This window comes from Sphingobacterium sp. ML3W (genome assembly GCF_000747525.1).
Lineage (GTDB): Bacteria > Bacteroidota > Bacteroidia > Sphingobacteriales > Sphingobacteriaceae > Sphingobacterium.
Window position 1 is genome coordinate 2,913,617 of the sequence record NZ_CP009278.1, and the last position, 18,108, is coordinate 2,931,724.

General features: G+C 38.4%; 15 protein-coding genes and 1 tRNA gene. 10 read left to right on the plus strand and 6 right to left on the minus strand.

The genetic code is table 11. The features are described 5' to 3' along the window. Positions 1-46 precede the first annotated feature (46 nt). From KO02_RS12470 to KO02_RS12505, 8 genes are all read left to right on the plus strand, one after another. Positions 47-1,000 carry an acetyl-CoA carboxylase carboxyltransferase subunit alpha gene (locus KO02_RS12470; protein ID WP_038698765.1) on the plus strand — a complete coding sequence of 318 codons (954 nt, stop codon included), beginning with the start codon at positions 47-49 and terminating at the stop codon, positions 998-1,000. A gap of 224 nt (positions 1,001-1,224) precedes the next feature. Continuing rightward, positions 1,225-1,297: transfer RNA gene (locus KO02_RS12475), tRNA-Lys, on the plus strand. 312 nt (positions 1,298-1,609) lie between these two features. After that, positions 1,610-2,476 (plus strand): EamA family transporter, encoded by an 867-nt coding sequence (locus KO02_RS12480; protein WP_038698767.1) that lies wholly within the window; start codon positions 1,610-1,612, stop codon positions 2,474-2,476. A gap of 373 nt (positions 2,477-2,849) precedes the next feature. After that, positions 2,850-3,839, plus strand: a complete 990-nt coding sequence (locus tag KO02_RS12485) for a LacI family DNA-binding transcriptional regulator (RefSeq protein ID WP_038698769.1) — start codon at positions 2,850-2,852, stop codon at positions 3,837-3,839. A gap of 227 nt (positions 3,840-4,066) precedes the next feature. Then, positions 4,067-4,918, plus strand: a complete 852-nt coding sequence (locus KO02_RS12490) for an ROK family protein (RefSeq protein ID WP_038698771.1) — start codon at positions 4,067-4,069, stop codon at positions 4,916-4,918. Further along, positions 4,915-6,204, plus strand: a complete 1,290-nt coding sequence (locus KO02_RS12495; RefSeq protein ID WP_038698773.1) for a sugar porter family MFS transporter — start codon at positions 4,915-4,917, stop codon at positions 6,202-6,204. The genes KO02_RS12490 and KO02_RS12495 overlap by 4 nt, the downstream gene beginning before the upstream one ends. 60 nt (positions 6,205-6,264) lie before the next feature. Beyond that, a complete protein-coding gene (locus KO02_RS12500; RefSeq protein ID WP_051959906.1) occupies positions 6,265-7,452 on the plus strand; it encodes a glycoside hydrolase family 76 protein in 1,188 nt (395 codons plus the stop codon). Positions 7,453-7,748: 296 nt separating this feature from the next. After that, the gene (locus tag KO02_RS12505; RefSeq protein WP_038698775.1) at positions 7,749-8,243 is read left to right on the plus strand and encodes an SRPBCC domain-containing protein; all 495 of its coding nucleotides are present in this window, start codon (positions 7,749-7,751) and stop codon (positions 8,241-8,243) included. A 33-nt stretch (positions 8,244-8,276) separates the two neighbouring features. Here KO02_RS12505 and KO02_RS12510 read toward each other — a convergent pair whose 3' ends face one another. Then, complete coding sequence (locus KO02_RS12510) at positions 8,277-8,822, minus strand: dihydrofolate reductase family protein (RefSeq protein ID WP_038698777.1); 546 nt, start codon at positions 8,820-8,822, stop codon at positions 8,277-8,279. A gap of 336 nt (positions 8,823-9,158) precedes the next feature. Here KO02_RS12510 and panB point away from each other — a divergent pair, with 336 nt between their 5' ends. Both panB and KO02_RS12520 read left to right on the plus strand, forming a co-directional pair. Next, entirely contained in the window at positions 9,159-9,977 is an 819-nt protein-coding gene (gene panB, locus KO02_RS12515; protein WP_038698779.1) for a 3-methyl-2-oxobutanoate hydroxymethyltransferase, read from the plus strand. A 28-nt stretch (positions 9,978-10,005) separates the two neighbouring features. Next, a complete protein-coding gene (locus KO02_RS12520) occupies positions 10,006-10,968 on the plus strand; it encodes a helix-turn-helix domain-containing GNAT family N-acetyltransferase (RefSeq protein WP_038698781.1) in 963 nt (320 codons plus the stop codon). 126 nt (positions 10,969-11,094) lie between these two features. On the opposite strand, the gene KO02_RS12525 is transcribed toward KO02_RS12520, so the two are convergent. The 5 genes from KO02_RS12525 to KO02_RS22805 all read right to left on the minus strand — a co-directional run bounded on the left by KO02_RS12525 (position 11,095) and on the right by KO02_RS22805 (position 18,104). Then, complete coding sequence (locus tag KO02_RS12525; RefSeq protein WP_038698783.1) at positions 11,095-13,275, minus strand: S41 family peptidase; 2,181 nt, start codon at positions 13,273-13,275, stop codon at positions 11,095-11,097. A gap of 315 nt (positions 13,276-13,590) precedes the next feature. Continuing rightward, positions 13,591-15,171 carry an MFS transporter gene (locus tag KO02_RS12530; protein WP_038698785.1) on the minus strand — a complete coding sequence of 527 codons (1,581 nt, stop codon included), beginning with the start codon at positions 15,169-15,171 and terminating at the stop codon, positions 13,591-13,593. Between the two features lie 23 nt (positions 15,172-15,194). Continuing rightward, positions 15,195-16,259 (minus strand): HlyD family secretion protein, encoded by a 1,065-nt coding sequence (locus tag KO02_RS12535; protein ID WP_200878547.1) that lies wholly within the window; start codon positions 16,257-16,259, stop codon positions 15,195-15,197. Further along, on the minus strand, positions 16,222-17,610 hold the full coding sequence (locus KO02_RS12540) for a TolC family protein (RefSeq protein ID WP_038698789.1): 1,389 nt from the start codon (positions 17,608-17,610) through the stop codon (positions 16,222-16,224). The genes KO02_RS12535 and KO02_RS12540 overlap by 38 nt, the downstream gene beginning before the upstream one ends. A 47-nt stretch (positions 17,611-17,657) precedes the next feature. Beyond that, positions 17,658-18,104 carry a MarR family winged helix-turn-helix transcriptional regulator gene (locus tag KO02_RS22805; RefSeq protein ID WP_051959907.1) on the minus strand — a complete coding sequence of 149 codons (447 nt, stop codon included), beginning with the start codon at positions 18,102-18,104 and terminating at the stop codon, positions 17,658-17,660. Positions 18,105-18,108: the final 4 nt, after the last annotated feature.

Below are 18,108 nucleotides of genomic sequence, written 5' to 3' on the forward strand. Positions count from 1 at the left end.
AAAAATGCACTAATTTAGCGATCTGATTTTTTCATAACAACTATATATGAAAACTACATTTGATTTTGAGAAGCCAATTGCAGATTTGCAATTGCAAATAGAAAAAGTGGAACAAGTAGCCGTAAAGACTAAAGTCGATATGAGTGCTACTGTGTTGGAACTAAAAGAAAAATTAGCGAACGCTGAAAAAGAAATATACGGTAATTTGTCTGGTTGGGAAAATGTGCAGATGTCACGTCACCCCGAGAGACCCCAAACATTCGATTACATTAACATGATCTGTGATGATTTTATCGAATTGCATGGAGACCGTACCGTAAGAGATGATAAGGCGATTGTTGGCGGATTCGCCTCTATCGGTGGACAATCGGTTATGGTTATCGGTCATCAAAAAGGAAAAAATACAAAAGAGCGTCAATACCGCAATTTTGGTATGGCAAATCCTGAAGGGTATCGTAAAGCACTTCGTTTAATGAAAATGGCAGAGAAGTTCAATAAACCTGTTGTCACATTGATTGATACCATGGGGGCTTATCCAGGTTTAGAAGCGGAAGAAAGAGGTCAAGGTGAAGCCATTGCGCGCAACCTGCTGGAAATGTCAGTCTTAAAAGTGCCGATTATCTGCGTCGTGATCGGCGAAGGCGCTTCAGGTGGTGCATTGGGTATCGGTATCGGTGACCGTGTATACATGTTGGAGCACACTTGGTATTCGGTGATCTCTCCTGAATCTTGCTCCTCTATCCTATGGAGAAGTTGGGATCATAAGGAGAAGGCTGCAGAAGCGTTGAAATTAACCTCTAAAGACATGCTAGGTAATGGCCTGATTGATGGCATCATCACAGAGCCATTAGGTGGAGCACACCAAAATCCAGAATTAGCGGCAGAATACCTGAAAGCAAAATTAGTAGAAGATTTAGCGATTTTGATCGCTAAGGATAAAGATGTTTTGGTAGACGAACGTATTGCGAAATTCAGCAACATGGGTGTAGTTGTCGAATAACACACGCCTATGGAGCAAATAAAAGGGACGTTTCTGATTGAATCGTCCCTTTTATTTTGGATTTTACCGCCATCCATTCACCTTACAAGAAAAATAAACTTTTAGAAGAGAATACGTTACAACATATTTAAAAAAAAATAGCCAATATATTTGTCCTATATGGTAGATTTTTCTACCTTTGCATCACTCCAAACAACGAAGGAAACTTCTAACAATTAGAGTACGATTCAGTAGCTCAGCTGGTAGAGCAATACACTTTTAATGTATGGGTCCTGGGTTCGAATCCCAGCTGGATCACAACAAAGCTTAATCGAAAGATTAGGCTTTTTTTGTTTTCAAGGTATTCGGAATTACCTCCCATGTCATGGTGATCTGTGAACTCAATCAATACTGGCTCATCAAATACTCACAATAAGAGCAAATAAAACAAAATCACAACAAGGCGCTTTAGATTCAAAAATTTAGTGGTAATTTTGCAGCAAATTTCAGATATAAGTCCCATCAGGAACTGATTTAATACAGAAGATAAAACAACATACGAAAGGTCATTTCATGAAAAGCGAGATCATCTCGTAGATTCATTTATTACAGACAATTCAATTTCTTTTAATGAAAAACACAAATAAGGCCATTTCAGCTGCATTGTTATCGATGATCAGTGTACAAGGTGGAGCTTCTATAGCAAAGCAACTTTTTCCTGCCATAGGAGCAACAGGAACAAGTGTATTAAGAATTGGCCTGTCAGCAGCATTTCTTACCATTATCAATCGGCCAAAATTTTCCACTTTCACGAAGCAACAGTGGAACTATTGTGCTATTTATGGAATCGGAATTGCCGCTATGAACCTTATTTTCTATTTAGCCATACAGCGCATCCCGCTGGGGCTGGCAGTAACAGTAGAATTTATAGGACCACTATTCTTAGCCTTATCGCTATCGCGCAAATGGATAGACGTTCTTTGGGGATTACTTGCCTGCGTCGGTATTTTATTGATCGTTCCATGGCAAAGTAATGATATTGACCTGATAGGTCTTCTTCTTGCCTTTCTAGCTGGAATATTTTGGGCCGTATACATTGTTATGGGAGGCAAAGTAACAAGTGTGATGCAAGGGAAAGATGCCGTAACCACAGGTATGTTATTCGCGACTCTGATTATTATTCCATTTGCCATATGGGATGGCGGTGTTTTTCAACTTACTCCAATCCTTTTTTTGAAAGGTTTAGGTGTGGCTATCTTATCTAGTGCCTTACCTTTTTCATTAGATTTAGTTGCCTTAAAAAGAATTCCAGCAAAAACATTCAGTATTTTAACAAGTTTACAACCGGCATTTGCAGCATTATCCGGACTGATTTTCTTGTCCGAAACCCTCACACTTATGCAATGGACTTCGGTAGCCTGTGTCATAATTGCAAGTATTGGAGCTACCCTATTCAGTAGCAGAAAAAAACAAAAAACAAGCAGCAGTGCATCCTGATACAACGAACATGTATCAAGATGAACCATTGTAATCCCAATGTGGCAATAAACTTGCTTCTATTTATAGCATGCTTACATTTGACTTTCCCTCCTCTGCAAACATGTCAAGACTATTTTGCACGATATACTCACTGTATTGATGTCTTTTTAAGAAAAAGCAACTCTCATCATTACCAATAGCTTAAATAAAAGTGCGACGACAATTTTATTACTAAGATTAATATCAGCTATTCCCGCAATATATCGCATCAGGATTACACAAGAAATCGCAATCGAAAGGTTGATTTTTTATATCCATAGGGATAAGCACAACCGCTCTTCTTAATATCGATATAAAATATGTACTTTGGCAACATTAAAGTTTGGAACATATGTCCATCAATGAAATTGCAAAACATTTAAAAGTATCCAAATCGACCGTATCATTGGTCATAAATGGAAAAGCGGAGAAAAGCAGAATCAGTAAGGCGTTAACACAGCGCATTCTAGATTATATTGAAGAGATAGGGTACAAACCCAATGCGTTAGCGAAAAGTTTAGCAACCGGAAAGTCCAGAACAATAGGTCTAATTGTTGAGAACATCGGTGATTCTTACTTTGGCCCAATAGCACTATATATCGAGGAATATTTAAGAAAATACGAGTATCAGGTCTTATATAGCAGCACCATGGGTGATAATAAACTTGCAGCTGAAATCGTACAAACGATGTTGGATAAACACGTGGATGGAATAATCCTATCCCCAACAGATGGCATTCAGGAAGAGGTGCAGCGAATTATTAAAGGCGGTACCCCTATCGTATTATTTGACAGAAAGATTCCTGGTATTGATACCAATTTTGTGGGCACCAACAATTATGAAGCCAGTAGCGCAGCTATTCAACATTTACTAGAACAGGGTTACTCCAACATTGGGATGGTAACGATAGACTCTCAACAGCCCCAAATGCAAGATAGGCTTCGAGCCTATCAAACAGTTCTCGAACAATGGGGCTATAAGCCGCATGTTTGTTTAACAACCTTTCGTGAAAAGAAAGATTATGGCTGGAAAGAAATATTAGAATGGTTAGAAAACAACCCCCAATTGGACGCACTTTACTTCAGTACAAATTACCTATGCGTCATGGGGATAAAAGCCATTCAAAACCTGAAGAGAGATCCAAAATTAGCCGTGATTGCCTTTGATGACCATGAGATATTCGAACTTCTGCAGCCTCAGATTTCCTGTATCCGCCAGCCTTTGGAAAAGATTGCAAAAAGCATTGTACATATACTGCTAGACCAGTTAAAGGATAAAAATAAAACTATTGTCGAAGACATAATACCTTCCGAGCTACAAATAAGAAAAAGTTCCTTGTAAAAAAAATTGGAGATTTTACTTTAATTCTCTAGCTTTACCCTATGGGCAAAACCGGTTTTGCTCATAATTATAAATCAACCATTATAAAATCATGCCTAATATAATTAATTTGAATGCACCGCATTCTTTTGATATATCTATCTCTGGTAAAACAGATTTGTATATCTTTTTCATAACGACATACAAGAGACAGAACATCATTCCTATAACAAGAGAAGCATGTTCCAATGAAAGATAAAATCGTAATTTGTATAGATATAGGAGGGTCACATATAGCTGCTGCATCCCTGAAAAAAGAATTCCATAGATTCATTCCAATAAAAAAAGCAAAAGGCCCTGTGGATAGCGCAGCAAATCGTGAAACTATTCTGGCACAATGGGATAACATCATCCAATCCATTTGGGACGTACACAATCAAGATATCCAAAATATGATCATTGCCATACCCGGTCCTTTCGATTACGAAAATGGAATCTGTTTGATGGATGGCATGCATAAATATCAAACACTGCTGCATATGGATATCAAGTCTCACTTTCTAACGCAATATGCAGTCCCATCCGAGAATATTAAATTCATAAATGATGCAGAAGCGTTTTTATTGGGTGAAATATACCATCACAACCTTCAAAAGAAACATATTGTGGGGCTAAGTTTGGGAACAGGTCTAGGGTCAGCATGTTATAACGGCAGCGAAGTAAAAGATTTGAACTATGGATCCGCACCATTTCGAGCAGGTATAGCCGAAGATTACATCTCTACAAGAGGTATGCTCGAATACCTGCGACAACAAGGTATCGAAGGAATTGTACATATCAAAGCATTGGTGGACACCGAAACACTAGCAAATGAACGGGCTGCTGCATTCTCTTTTCTAGCAAAAGCGCTAGTAGACTTTATAAAACTCCACATTCTACCCCTTAAACCCGATGGACTGATACTGGGAGGAAGTATCGCCAAAGCGCATCATCTTTTTCTCCCAGCTGTCCAAAAAGAGATTGATATCTCAATCTACATCGCATCTTTTAATGATTGGAATTTATTTTTAGGTTTAGCAACATCATTTAGTAACTTATGAAAAATGTTTGGAAGTATTCATTGATAGCCTCTATCGGAGGTTTTTTATTCGGTTTTGAAACTGCTGTAATTTCAGGAGCCGAACAGATTATTCAAAAACTGTGGCAGCTCGATGCTTTCTGGCATGGGCTCACAGTTTCAATATCACTAATCGGGACAATTTTCGGCGCAATCGCCGCAGGCCGGTTTTCAGAACGCTATGGTCGAAAACCTGTATTGAGTGCTATTGCCCTCCTTTATCTTGTTTCTGCCATTGGTTGTGGCATATCCCCTTTCTGGAGTATGTTCCTACTCTTTAGATTTTTAGGCGGCCTGGCTGTAGGTATCAGCTCAGTAGTAGGACCAGTCTATATTTCAGAGATATCACCAGCCAAAGATAGAGGAAAACTAACCGGATTGTTCCAAATTATGATTGTAAGTGGAATATTTGTGGCCTACCTAACCAATTTTCTTTTCGTTAACACAGGAGAAGATGCGTGGCGGTACATGCTTGCTATCATGGCAGTCCCTGCAGGATTATTTTACATATTATTAAAAAAAATACCAGAAAGCCCACGATGGCTAGCATTACATAAGAATGCAAAAGAAGCAAATGCTGTTTTCGATAGCTTAGGACAAGAGCATCTGGGGAACACTGATGGATTAGAAATCGGTAATAAGAGTATTTCCTTATGGCAAAAGAAATATTGTAAACCAATAGCATTCGCAGTCCTTCTCGCATTTTTCAACCAAATGACAGGTATCAACGCTATCCTATACTATGCCCCACGAATTTTTGAAATGGCAGGCTTCGAAGCACAACTCAGCTACCTACAACCAATTTTCATTGGCGGTACCAATGTTGTTTTCACATTTTTAGGAATGAGTATCATCGACAAATATGGTCGAAAGAAACTTCTTTTAATTGGAGCAATAGGCATGTTTATATTTCTAATCCTCACGGCTTTCGGCCTGAAAGAAGGTCATTCTACTTATCTATTGTTCTATATTATAGGTTTTATAGGTGCATTTGCTTTGTCCCAAGGTGCTGTTATATGGGTATTCCTAGCCGAGATATTTCCAAATGAAATTCGTGCCAAAGGCTCCTCATTAGGTAGCACAACACATTGGATATTTGCAGCCATCATCTCTTGGTTATTTCCAGTTATCGTAGAGGCCGGGAAAAATGGAGGCTTTTACATCTTTCTCTTCTATGGATTCATGGTTATCCTATCATTCGTCTTCATCCTATTCTTGCCTGAAACAAAAGGTAAAACACTGGAAGGAATTAATAATGATGTTACATAATAGGCTAATCAAGAAGCTCAAAAATGGTATACTTTGAAAAAACACATAAAAATAACTAATATGATCAAGCAAATCGTTGGAGCGGGGATCGCGGTCTTAATCACGACAGGTCTATATGCCCAAAAAATTACTGAAAACCCAGAATATGTAAAGGCTACAAAAAGTCTTTCCATAATCGAAAAACTTTATGGAGTTCCAGATGGACAGCATCTTTATCGCGAAGTCTACCCTTTTGACAACACCTACAATGCCAATTATCTTGGCGGTGGAGAGAATGAGAAAAAATCTAACCCTTACTCCTATCTTTGGCCTTTTTCAGGGAGTTTATCAGCATACACGGCCCTACTTGAACAATCCAATGATCCACAAATCAAAGCTCATATCGACAAGGTTGTCCTTCCAGGACTAGAAAATTACTACGATAAACGCCAGCCAGCAGCATACGCATCTTATGTGAATAGTGCACCAAAATCAGACCGTTTCTATGATGACAATGTATGGTTAGGTATTGATTTTGCCGACCTATACCTACATACCAAAGATCCCATTTATCTGGAGAAATCTAAAGAAATATGGTCATTTGTCGCCAGTGGTATGGATGACAAATTAGGAGGCGGTATCTATTGGTGCGAACAACGAAAAGAATCTAAAAACACCTGTTCCAATGCGCCTGCGGTAGTCTACTTGCTTAAGCTTTACCAAGCAACGAGCGAAAAACATTACCTCACACAAGCAATTGATCTGTACAACTGGACGATGAAAAATCTAGAAGACCCTGCAGATCATTTGTATTGGGATAATATCAACTTAAAAGGAGGAGTCGAGAAAACCAAATACCCTTACAATACAGGCCAAATGATTCAAGCAGGTGCACTACTCTATAAACTTACGAAGGAAGAACATTACCTGAAAGATGCGCAAGCATCAGCGAAATCAGCATTAGGTTACTTCTTCTATGCTGCGGATAATGGGGCAGATAAAACAAGTGTGTATCCTGTACTTAAAAAAAGCGACAATTGGTTTATAGCTGTCATGATGAGAGGCTTCGTTGAGTTATATCACCAAGACCAAGACAAACAATTTGTCAACGCCTTTCAATCCAATCTGAATCATGCCTGGAAATCAATGCGCGATAAAAATGGACTATTCGGAACAGATTGGACAGCAAACGCAAAATCAACGGATCAAAAATGGCTCTTAAATCAGTTCGCGATTGCAGAGATGTATGCCCGCTTATCCAAATTATAAGAGATAACAAAATAAACAATTATTTGAACCTAATTAGGTCAAACAAAAGCTCAATCGAAAGGTTGAGCTTTTTTGTTTCAATCCGCTTAAAAAAATAAGAATAAAACAACATTATTTTCCAACGAGATGCCATTAAGCAGATTAGCATTACTAGATTAAAATACATTTTGATCTAAATAGAAACGATTGCACAGAACGATAAAATGATTTAAAGGACTGATATTAAACACCTAAAGATTTTAAATGATCATTATATTATTTTACCTTTATTAATGGCGCTAACCTAAAATACGATTATGGATAATTTTGACTGGACATCATTTACAAAGCGAATTGCTATTAAATCTTCCCTATCTGAAATTTATGGCGCTTGGACTATTGCCACTAACTTGGAGAAATGGTTCTTGGAAAGCGTGGTTTTTCATACTGCTGAAGGCAATCTCCTCGAGCCTACAACTCCGGTAGAAGGCGGTGTTAGATACGATTGGTATTGGTATCTAGATTCCGCCCCCATGCATGGAGAAATCCTGAATGCAAATGGAAAAGATTTTCTCCAATTTACTTTCGAGGGTTCAACGATAGTCGATGTTAGGTTGAGCACACACGAAGAATATGTTATCGTAGAACTACAGCACCACGATATCCCTCAAGACAATTATTCAAAGCAGTACATCCGATTGGGCTGTTCAAATGGTTGGGCTTTTTATCTGCACAATTTAAAGTCCATTTATGAGGGCGGGATTGATCTTCGAAATAAAGACCCAAAACTTGGTGTCATGATCAACAATTAAGTACACATGTTGGGTTCGATGTATAATAGAGCACTATGGCACCGGCTCATAAGTCAGCTCCACCACCCCAGATTTGAACACTTTCGTCTTGGTCAATCGCAAACCTATTCGATTCTTTAATCCTTCAAACAAAGGCTTACCACTACCCAAAACTATCGGATGAACCGATAGTTTATAGACATCAATGAGACCTGCACTAATGAATGTCTTTATGAGACTGGCTCCACCGTACAACCAAATGTCTTGCCCATCCTGTTTTTTTATTTCATTCACCCTATTGACTATATCCTGCTGAATGAAAGTCGCATGTTCATCTTGTCTATATTGACTGGAAAAAATAAACTTATCTTTCGCATGAATGGTCTGCCACATCGTCTTTTCAGCAAGAGAAGCATCCAGATCAGGTTGATAGGTACCCCAAGCATCATAACTCACCCTTCCATAGAATATGGTATCAACGCTAGCGAGAAAAGAATCAAAATCCATATCATCGTCCATGATACACCAGTCGACTTCAGCATTAGGTCCTTCAATAAATCCATCTAAGGTAACCGCCAAGTTTAAAATTACTTTTTTCATACGCCCAATTCAAAATAATATACAACCAAATCCATCCTATGTTTTCCCGTCACCATCTATAGCTAAACATAGAAACTACATATGGATTCGATCATTTGTCAATAGCGAAATAAAAATACAAAAATATTTCAACTGAATTTGACCTGCTATTCCAATTTTATGCCACAGCCTCCATCGTCATTACCTCTGCTAGCATTGCTATAGATTTTTTTAAAGCTATTCGGAATCGACAATTGTCATCATTTACAAAATAATTTGTCTGGTAAAATAGGAATCATTATTATTGCATAATCAGTTATGTAATCAACTATTCAATAGAACGCAAATCATATTTATATGTCAGTACATACAGAAAATAAAAAAAAGGTCACTACACTTCAGCTTAAAAAGATGAAGCAATCCGGAGAAAAGATAAGCATGTTAACGGCCTATGATTTTACCACAGCGCAGATCATTGATGCTGCAGGGATAGACGTCGTACTGGTTGGCGATTCTGCATCTAATACCATGATGGGCAATCCGACCACATTAGGCATTACGCTCGACCACATGATCCACTATGGGAGATCCGTGGTAAACGCAACAAAACGAGCATTGGTCATTGTCGATATGCCATTTGGCACCGTATCCGGCAATCCCATGAAATCTCTAGATGCAGCTATCCGTATGATGCAGGAAACCGGAGCCGACGCCATCAAGATTGAAGGTGGATTAGAAATCAAAGATGATGTCAAAAAAATAATCGATGCTGGTATTCCGGTCATGGCCCATCTCGGATTGATGCCCCAATCCATCAATAAATACGGCACATATGCCATTAGAGGAAAAGATGAGGTAGAGGCACAGAAATTAATGGATGACTGCCTTTTAATGGAAGAATTGGGAGCATTTGGAATCTTATTAGAAAAAATACCCGCCAAACTTGCAACAACGATATCTGAAAAAATTACCATCCCCACCATTGGTATCGGTGCAGGATCAGGTACAGATGGGCAAGTATTGGTGATCCAGGATGCTTTGGGAATGAACAAAGAATTCTCTCCCAAATTTTTAAGACGATATGCAGATCTCAGCGCTATCATGACCGAAGCAACACAGCATTACATCGCCGATGTAAAGGCCAAAAACTTCCCCAACGAAAATGAAAGTTATTAAATCCAGAACAGCAATCTAAAATCAAGATATGGACTTCTTCAATAAGACGGGTAAAATGGCATTGGGCAGCCGATTGCGATTACTAACGGCAAAAGTAACCGAAGACGCAGCTAAAATCTATGAACTCTATGATGTGGACTTTTCACCGAAATGGTTTCCCGTATTCTTTACGCTTTCAGAAGATGGCGAAATGACGATCAGCGAAATCGCAACCGAAATAGGACATTCCCAACCCTCCGTTACCAAAATCATAAAAGAAATGGCAACTGCAGGATTGGTAAAAGACAATCTACAATCCAACGACAAGCGCAGAAATGTAGTAGATCTTACTGAGAAAGGAATCGAAGTTGCCGACAAGATAATCAAAGTACAAAGTGGCGATATTGATCTGGCCATTGATAGTATCATTTCCGAAGCCACGCACAACCTGTGGGAAGCAATCGAAGAATGGGAATTTTTGTTAGAGCGGAAGTCATTGTTAAAAAGAGTCCATGAACAGAAAAAGCTTCGTGAAAGTTTAGATGTCGAGATTGTGGACTATAATCCCCAATATCAAGCTGCCTTTAGGTCTCTCAATGAAGAGTGGATATCAACTTATTTTGAAATGGAAGCAGCAGATTATAAAGCTTTGGACGATCCTGAAGCTTATATACTCAGCAAAGGCGGAAAGATATTTGTCGCCCTATACAATGGTGAGCCCCTTGGTGTTTGTGCACTGATAAAAATGGAGGATCCTGTTTACGATTTCGAGATGGCAAAGATGGCAGTTTCCCCAAAAGCACAAGGCAAAAATATGGGTTGGTTATTAGGGAAAGCCATTATCCTTGCCGCCAAAGACATGGGAGCATCTAAACTCTACCTAGAAAGCAATACCATACTAAAACCAGCGATCAACCTTTATCACAAACTAGGTTTCCAGAAAATAATAGGACGCCCCACACCTTACAAACGTTGCAACATCCAGATGGAATTGGATCTACAAAACAACTAAAAAACAAAGCTGCTGTTCTTAAATAAGAACAGCAGCATATCGTTGACTCACCAGACCTTTACTACACAGATAATGATTGGATTATAAAATGATAGTAAAACATAAGCTAGACAAGCTTTTATTCATCTATTTATTTAAATACTCCAATGCACTGTTGAGCACCTCATCAATACCATCTTTGACTCCTTTTATAGTAGGATTTACGGTATGATCGATCCTGATACCCACACGTTGGGTTTTACCATTGTCAGGATAATAAACGCCCAAACCTGAAATAACAGTTCTCAGATTACCAGGCAGATCAATGAAGCTCGCATTACCGTCGGCACCAGCTGTTTGAGATCCAAAGATCTTTACGTTGGCGGCAGTCTGATACCCCATCACATGATACTCGGCCGAACTTTGTGTATCTTCATTCACCAAAACAGCAATTTTACCCTGGTAATAATCAGACGTATCCTCACCCACTTTGAGAGGAGAACTCATCACGAACGTACCCGGATATTTAAAGCTAGTACTGCTAAAACGTACGAATTCCGTTGGTTTTGGCAATATCAATGCACCTATTTTAAATACCAAAAAATCTCCCGGATAATTTCTATCATCAATTACGATCCCTTTTACCTTGCTCCAGTCCGCCATATTTTCATCAATCATCTTACTCCTGAGCAGACTGTGTTTGATATACAAAATATTATTGTCCAACATTTTATAAGCAATGGTATCAGTCTGTTTTGGTCTAAACTTTTCCATGGGTACAGCGCTAATCGTTAACTGCATCGGTTGGCCATCCCGCAGCAACTGCAATGGCACAACAGCGCTATTGCTGGCTACCAATCGCCCCGCCAACTCACGATTTGAGACGGCTACATTAGGAGTAGCGATATAAGCCCAAACCGAATCTCGGATCTCCACCACTTTTTTATGTTCCTTGCTCACGATAACATCCCCAACCTTAAGCATATTATCCACATGATTTGTATCGAATACTTTTGTAACAACGGCTTTTCCTTCGACCATGCGAATTTCTACCGGAATACGGAACATCCCATAATAACTTTGTAGCCCTTTTGGTCTACTCCACAATCCTGTATGTGCATCTTTTACATTTGATAACAATTTTAAGATAGACAGTCCGTAAGTTTTATCATCACGGCTCAAGATCATCTCAGGAACAGATTTCTTCAATACCTCACTCCAATTGGGTTCGGTCAGATCTTTATATGGAGAAAAATATTCGACCATATTCCAGAAACGGAATAACGTTAATAAACGGAAACCCGCATCAGCAGATCTGATATTCTCGTATTTTTTCTCATGCTGAAAAAGTACATTTCCAATCTCACCAGCAAAACCAAAGTAATGATGCTTTTTAAAACTACTATAGCGAATACGTTTCAACTTAGCCTTAAGTTCCTCTTTAAAAGGAAGCTTATCTATCCAAGAATAGTCCACTTCATGTACCATGTTCTCTACGATTGGTTTGGGATAATCCTCGGTAGTCCCCAGACTGTCGAGAAGAGCGTCATAATGTGCTTCCACAGCCTTGTTATCCTTGGCCATGATAACAGTATTGATGGACTTAAACAGTTGATTATCCCAATCCAGTTTCCCTAATCCCACTGTTGGGTGCCTATATTTCAAAAAGCCCCAGATACGGGCCAAATCCACAAGACGTTGATCAATTTCTGGACTGTTATTAAAATCTGTAATACCAGAAGCGATTGGATCAATAACCTTTTTGGCAAACGGAACAAACATGCTCGTTTCCTTTGTGATATCTTTCCCATCAACTGTAACCGTAACATCATCTATCCATATTTTTCCTTCCCCAGATAAAAAAAATGCTAATGCAATTCCCTCCGTTATATCAGGGTTTAACTTCGCCGACACAGTAAAGTTTTCCCAATCTTTCGTACCCCTAATTTGGCGACTTGCCATATTATCGAAATAGACTTTGGGATCTATTCTAAGCATAGCACTTACAGAGGAACTATCCGTTACATTTTCTCGTTTGATCATGGCAGATACTCGAATAGAATCACCCTTTAAATTAGCGGGCAGCATCATCATCACACCACCAAAGCCATTACTTTTCTTTAAGCTCTCCACGCGGAGCGAGCCTTTTCCAGCATAATAAATATCTTGATCAATACTGTTTCTGAAAACAGTACTGTCGCCAAGTCTAAACCAAGGTTTAGCGATAGGTTCCTCAAAAGAAAAATTAAAGTGCTCTTGGCCCCATGCAATATGAGCAATTGCAGTAAATAAGATGCCGAAGATAATTTTTAAAACATTTTGTTTCATAATTTAAAGTTTGTATTAAAAATAATAAAACTCCTTCTATTTTGCAATAAAATTATCGCATACTCATCTTTTTTAATGAAATTCATAAAAAACCAGGCTTACAGTCCCACTACTTTTATCTTAAAAAAATGCATAAAGAAACGAAACACGTCTTTTCTAAGAAGATTTCTATAATCCCAACTGGGCTCGAACCAGTGACCAAAAGATGAGATACCTTTATTTCCCTAAAAAAAGCAACTCAAAGAGTTGCTTTTTTATTTTACCGCATTGCATACAACCCTGTTAAATATTTTAAAAAATAAGCTATAAATCCAACTACACCACTACTGTAGCTGCAATTTCCTCCTTGTTTTTATTCTCGCGCCAGTTCAAGATATTCCGCCCTTGTTTCTTATAGATCGGAAAGAAGAACAAAACAATGAACATACAAATTCCAATAATACAAATCCATCCATACAATTCTTTTATCGCACTCAAATTTGCCTGCATGCTCAATTCTTTGTAAGCCAATAAGGGATCGACGTTGGCCGTATTTGCACCTTGAAATCTATGCTGAAACAAAGGGTCTGATTGATCAGTCCAAGCAGCTAGCTTATCCAGCAGCTGCACCTGACGGTAATATAACAGCGTACTGTATATTCCGCCAAACATGACAGGACCGAAAAAACTTCTAGTAAAAATCAATATCACGGTAGACGATACAAATTTTTCAGCTGGAACATCTGCTGCAATATAAAGCCCAATCGTCATATAAGAAACCAATATTGCTACCCCACGTAAGAACATTGGAAAAAAGAATCGATACGCCTCTGTTTGTTTATCCACGATTACGTATAGCATATACGTAGAGACAGTATAGCATAGTACAGTCACTAAGAGCAATACCTTAAAATTATTGTATCTTCTAAAATATAGAAAAGCAATTATGGCACCTGTTATATATCCTAAAATTGGGTAAGCATTGATCGCTGCATTTTCTATTGCATTATTACTATAAGCGATATTCATCATCAGATTGATCGGAGTCGTCAATGAGAAAAAAAAGCAGGAAAGAAACATCAAGATTATCCCTACCCGTACATTTCTAATCCGAAATACCGAAAAGTCAATGAGTTTCTGCTTTAATAGCTTATTTCGAATTAAAAATAGAAACAGACAGACCACTGTTGATATACTCGCAAATCTGATTTTAGAAGAATCCCACCAGTCCTCATAACGTCCATAGGCCATTATAAAAGCAATTGACAACATGCATCCAGCTAAAAGAAAAATACTGAACCAGTCAAATTTCCACATTGGTAACCTTCTAGTATGCATTTTACCTGACACCAAAATAAATGAAATCAATAACGTTAAAAAGAGGAAAATGTTTGAAAAGTGAAAAGAATATCGCCAGCCTAATTCATCTGACAACCACACCTGAAACATCCCCGCCAATGGACTCACAAGAAGGCTCACCGGATAGTATACTGCATACATTTGGTATCGCTCGCCACGTGGCATCAATATTGGAATGATATTGATGATCATTAAAATAGAGCCCATCATCCTAACAGCTCCAATACAGAAAGAGCATAAGACGATGTCCACGGTATTATCTGCCAGACTCAATATGAAGTTAAAAGATAGCAGTGCGCAGCATATTGATATCAATAATTCTTTAGACGAAAAATAATCTTTCAGTTTTGTAATTAATGGAAAAGACACTGCCATCCCAGCCAAATAAGCATAACTGCTCAGAGACGCATCAGCAGGATTAGCCGCCAAACTGGAAACCATATAAGTCGATATCGAGGAGGATACCCCAGAAGTCGCCCCCAGGCATATACTCATCAAAATCAATAGCAATAAATCCAATTTTGGATTAACCCATTTTCGAAATAGCCTGTTATCCATTTATTATTTAATTTATGATATTACTATTTTTTAGTTACTTCGACATTCATACCAGCTGTTATTTTATCCAGACCCTCTTTATTATTATTCGCATCTGTAAAAACAATCCTAACCGGTATACGCTGTTGTACTTTCACAAAATTACCCGTAGAGTTATCAACCGGCACCGAAGAGTAGCGGCTACCTGTCGCCCCAGATAACGATTCCACTTTTCCTTCAAATACTTTACCTTTTAAAGCGTCGACTTTTATAGACATCAGATCACCCACTTTAATCTTCTCGATTTGCGATTCCGTAAAATTAGCTGTTACCCACCTTTGGCTCCCCTGTACTATAGTGCCCAGCGTCTGTCCTGTTTGCAGCAACTGACCAATTGATATTTTACGTCTGCCCATTATACCATCAAATGGTGCTGTGATATAACAATAAGAAATATTCAACTTTGCCATATCAAGAGATGCTTTCGCACGCATGATATCAGCATCAGAAACATTCAATTTCTCCGAAATAGCCCGTGTGTTGAGTGTCGTCGATTGACGTTGACGAACCAACGATTCATATCGCGCTTGAATGGCTTCATACTCTGTTTTCACTTCATCAAATTGATATTGCGGTATCACATCAGCTTTCAGTAAATTTTCATACCGTTGCAAGTTTGTATACTGATTGTCCAGACGTGCTTTTGCTTCAGCAATATTTGCATCAGAGATCGACGTACTATTGACCGACAATCCGATATCTGCGCCCACTACCGTTTTCCCTGCCTCTGCATTTTTCAACGTAGCCAATGCTTGCGCAGCTTGTATCTGATACTCCTGATCATCAATCACGATGAGCGTATCTCCTTTTTTCACCTGTTGATGTTCATCAAATCTGATTTCATTTATATACCCTACAATTCGCGTATTTACAGGACTGATATAAGCTTCCACTTGTGCATCTTCCGTATACGAATTATCATTCAGATGAAAATAATACACAAGTCCCCAAACGAGTAATGCGACAACAATGATGACGGAAATCGAATTAAAGAAAATCCTTAAAAGTTTACTATACTTTAGCTTTATTTGCTGTTCTTTTTTTGACATTTGACTCATATTTTACACGACTATAATTAATTTTTGTTTGTCCCCAATTTCCAGTAGCCTTCATCAGGTTGTACCAACGATAGATAATATTTACTCTCGAATTACTCAAGTTGAGTTGCGAAGAAAGAAGTGATGTACTCGCATCGAGCATATCCGTTATAGCAACAAATTTGTTCAGGTATTTCTGTTCCACCACGCGGTAGTTATCCTGAGCCAATTGGAAACTTTCCTGTTCCGAATTGTATTTCACCTGTGCTTCCTGCATTTTGACTAAGGCAGCATGACGATCCATCTCAGCCTGCTGTTCTGCCCAACCTTGTTGTTTCTGGGCATATTCGATTTCCAGATATGCTTTTTCAATATTCTTTTTACTATGGTATAGCCCACTGATATTATACTTCAATTTTGCACCTGTTTGGAAAAGGTTCATATACACATCCATTGGAGGAACAGAATATAGATATGGACGCGCTAAGCCATTCTCTGCATATAATGACAGTTGAGGCAAACGCGCTGCCTTGGCTATTTTCAAATCCTTTTCCGCCATTTTCACGCGTATTCCAGCAGCTTCAACCTCAGGAAGATCTTGCTGTTCAAAAGCAATTCCAGAATCTTCAAAAGCCTTTTCATATAAGGTGGTATCCACATTGATAACGGTATTTTCCGCCAGACCGATTACGACTCCCAAATCGTGATTAGTAATGTTAATATCATTATCAATCTCCGTTAATTTGAGCTTCAATTCTGTTATCTGAAGACTGCTTCTAATATGTTCATTGTGGGTTAGCATACCCTGTTTAATCAGTTGTTGTATATTAGACAATCTATGTTCAGCAAGTTCAATATTTTGGTTGTATATTGTTTTTTGATTATATAAAGTGAACAATTGCAAATACTTACCAAGCAGCAATAACTGTATCCTTTCTTTATCATTTTGATAATCCAGAATGGCTATCTCGTCTACTAATTCTGATTTTTCAATACCATTTTTAATTCGACCGCCACTATAGACCGTAATGTCACCCTCCATTGTAAAACTAGTCGATATATGAGGCATTTTCATAGTCGATTCGTAATTGAAATGCTTGTCCCAAATATTAGCATTACTGATATAACCGGCACTTAAACCAGCTCCTATCTCGGGCAACCAAGCCTCCTGTTTTTCAATTTCTGTCCTTTTTTCGTTAATACTGATTTTTTGTCTTGACGCCGCTAATTGCACACTGTTGCGTTCCGCCAATGCAAAAAGTGAATCTACAGGTAAAAAAAGACGCCTTTCCTGTGCTTTAACACCCTCTAATCCTAAAAATAAAGTGATGATTAAATAATAAAATATATGTGACTGTTTCATTGTTGTATGGTGTACTGTTTGATATCAAACAGTTGTAGTAAATTTTTTTAACTCCGCATAATAGCATTAAGAGTTTTTGTAAGCGCCTTTATATCTTCAATATCCAATGCTATTTTCTCGATATCATAGGTTTGATAAACATCTGGATATAAGTCTGCTACAAACTGCTTCGCTTTTTCCGTTAAAGAAATGATATTTGTTCTCCTATTTTCAGGGTTAATTCGCCTTACGAGCATATCGCGTTTCAACAGATTGTCAATGAGTGAAGTCAAGCTAGATTTATTTTTACCTAAACCATCTGCTATTTCTTGTTGATTGGCTTCTCCGCTTTCAGTAGAGATACTGAGAAAATATAAAACTTGAGTCATTTCCAATGTAATATCAGCATGGCCATGCTCGATCAGCTGTTTTTGCACACGCTGCCGAAGGTTCTGTCTTAGCTTTAGAACTGCATTAAAATAATGGTGCATAACCTGTGCATATTCGATATCCATGGTG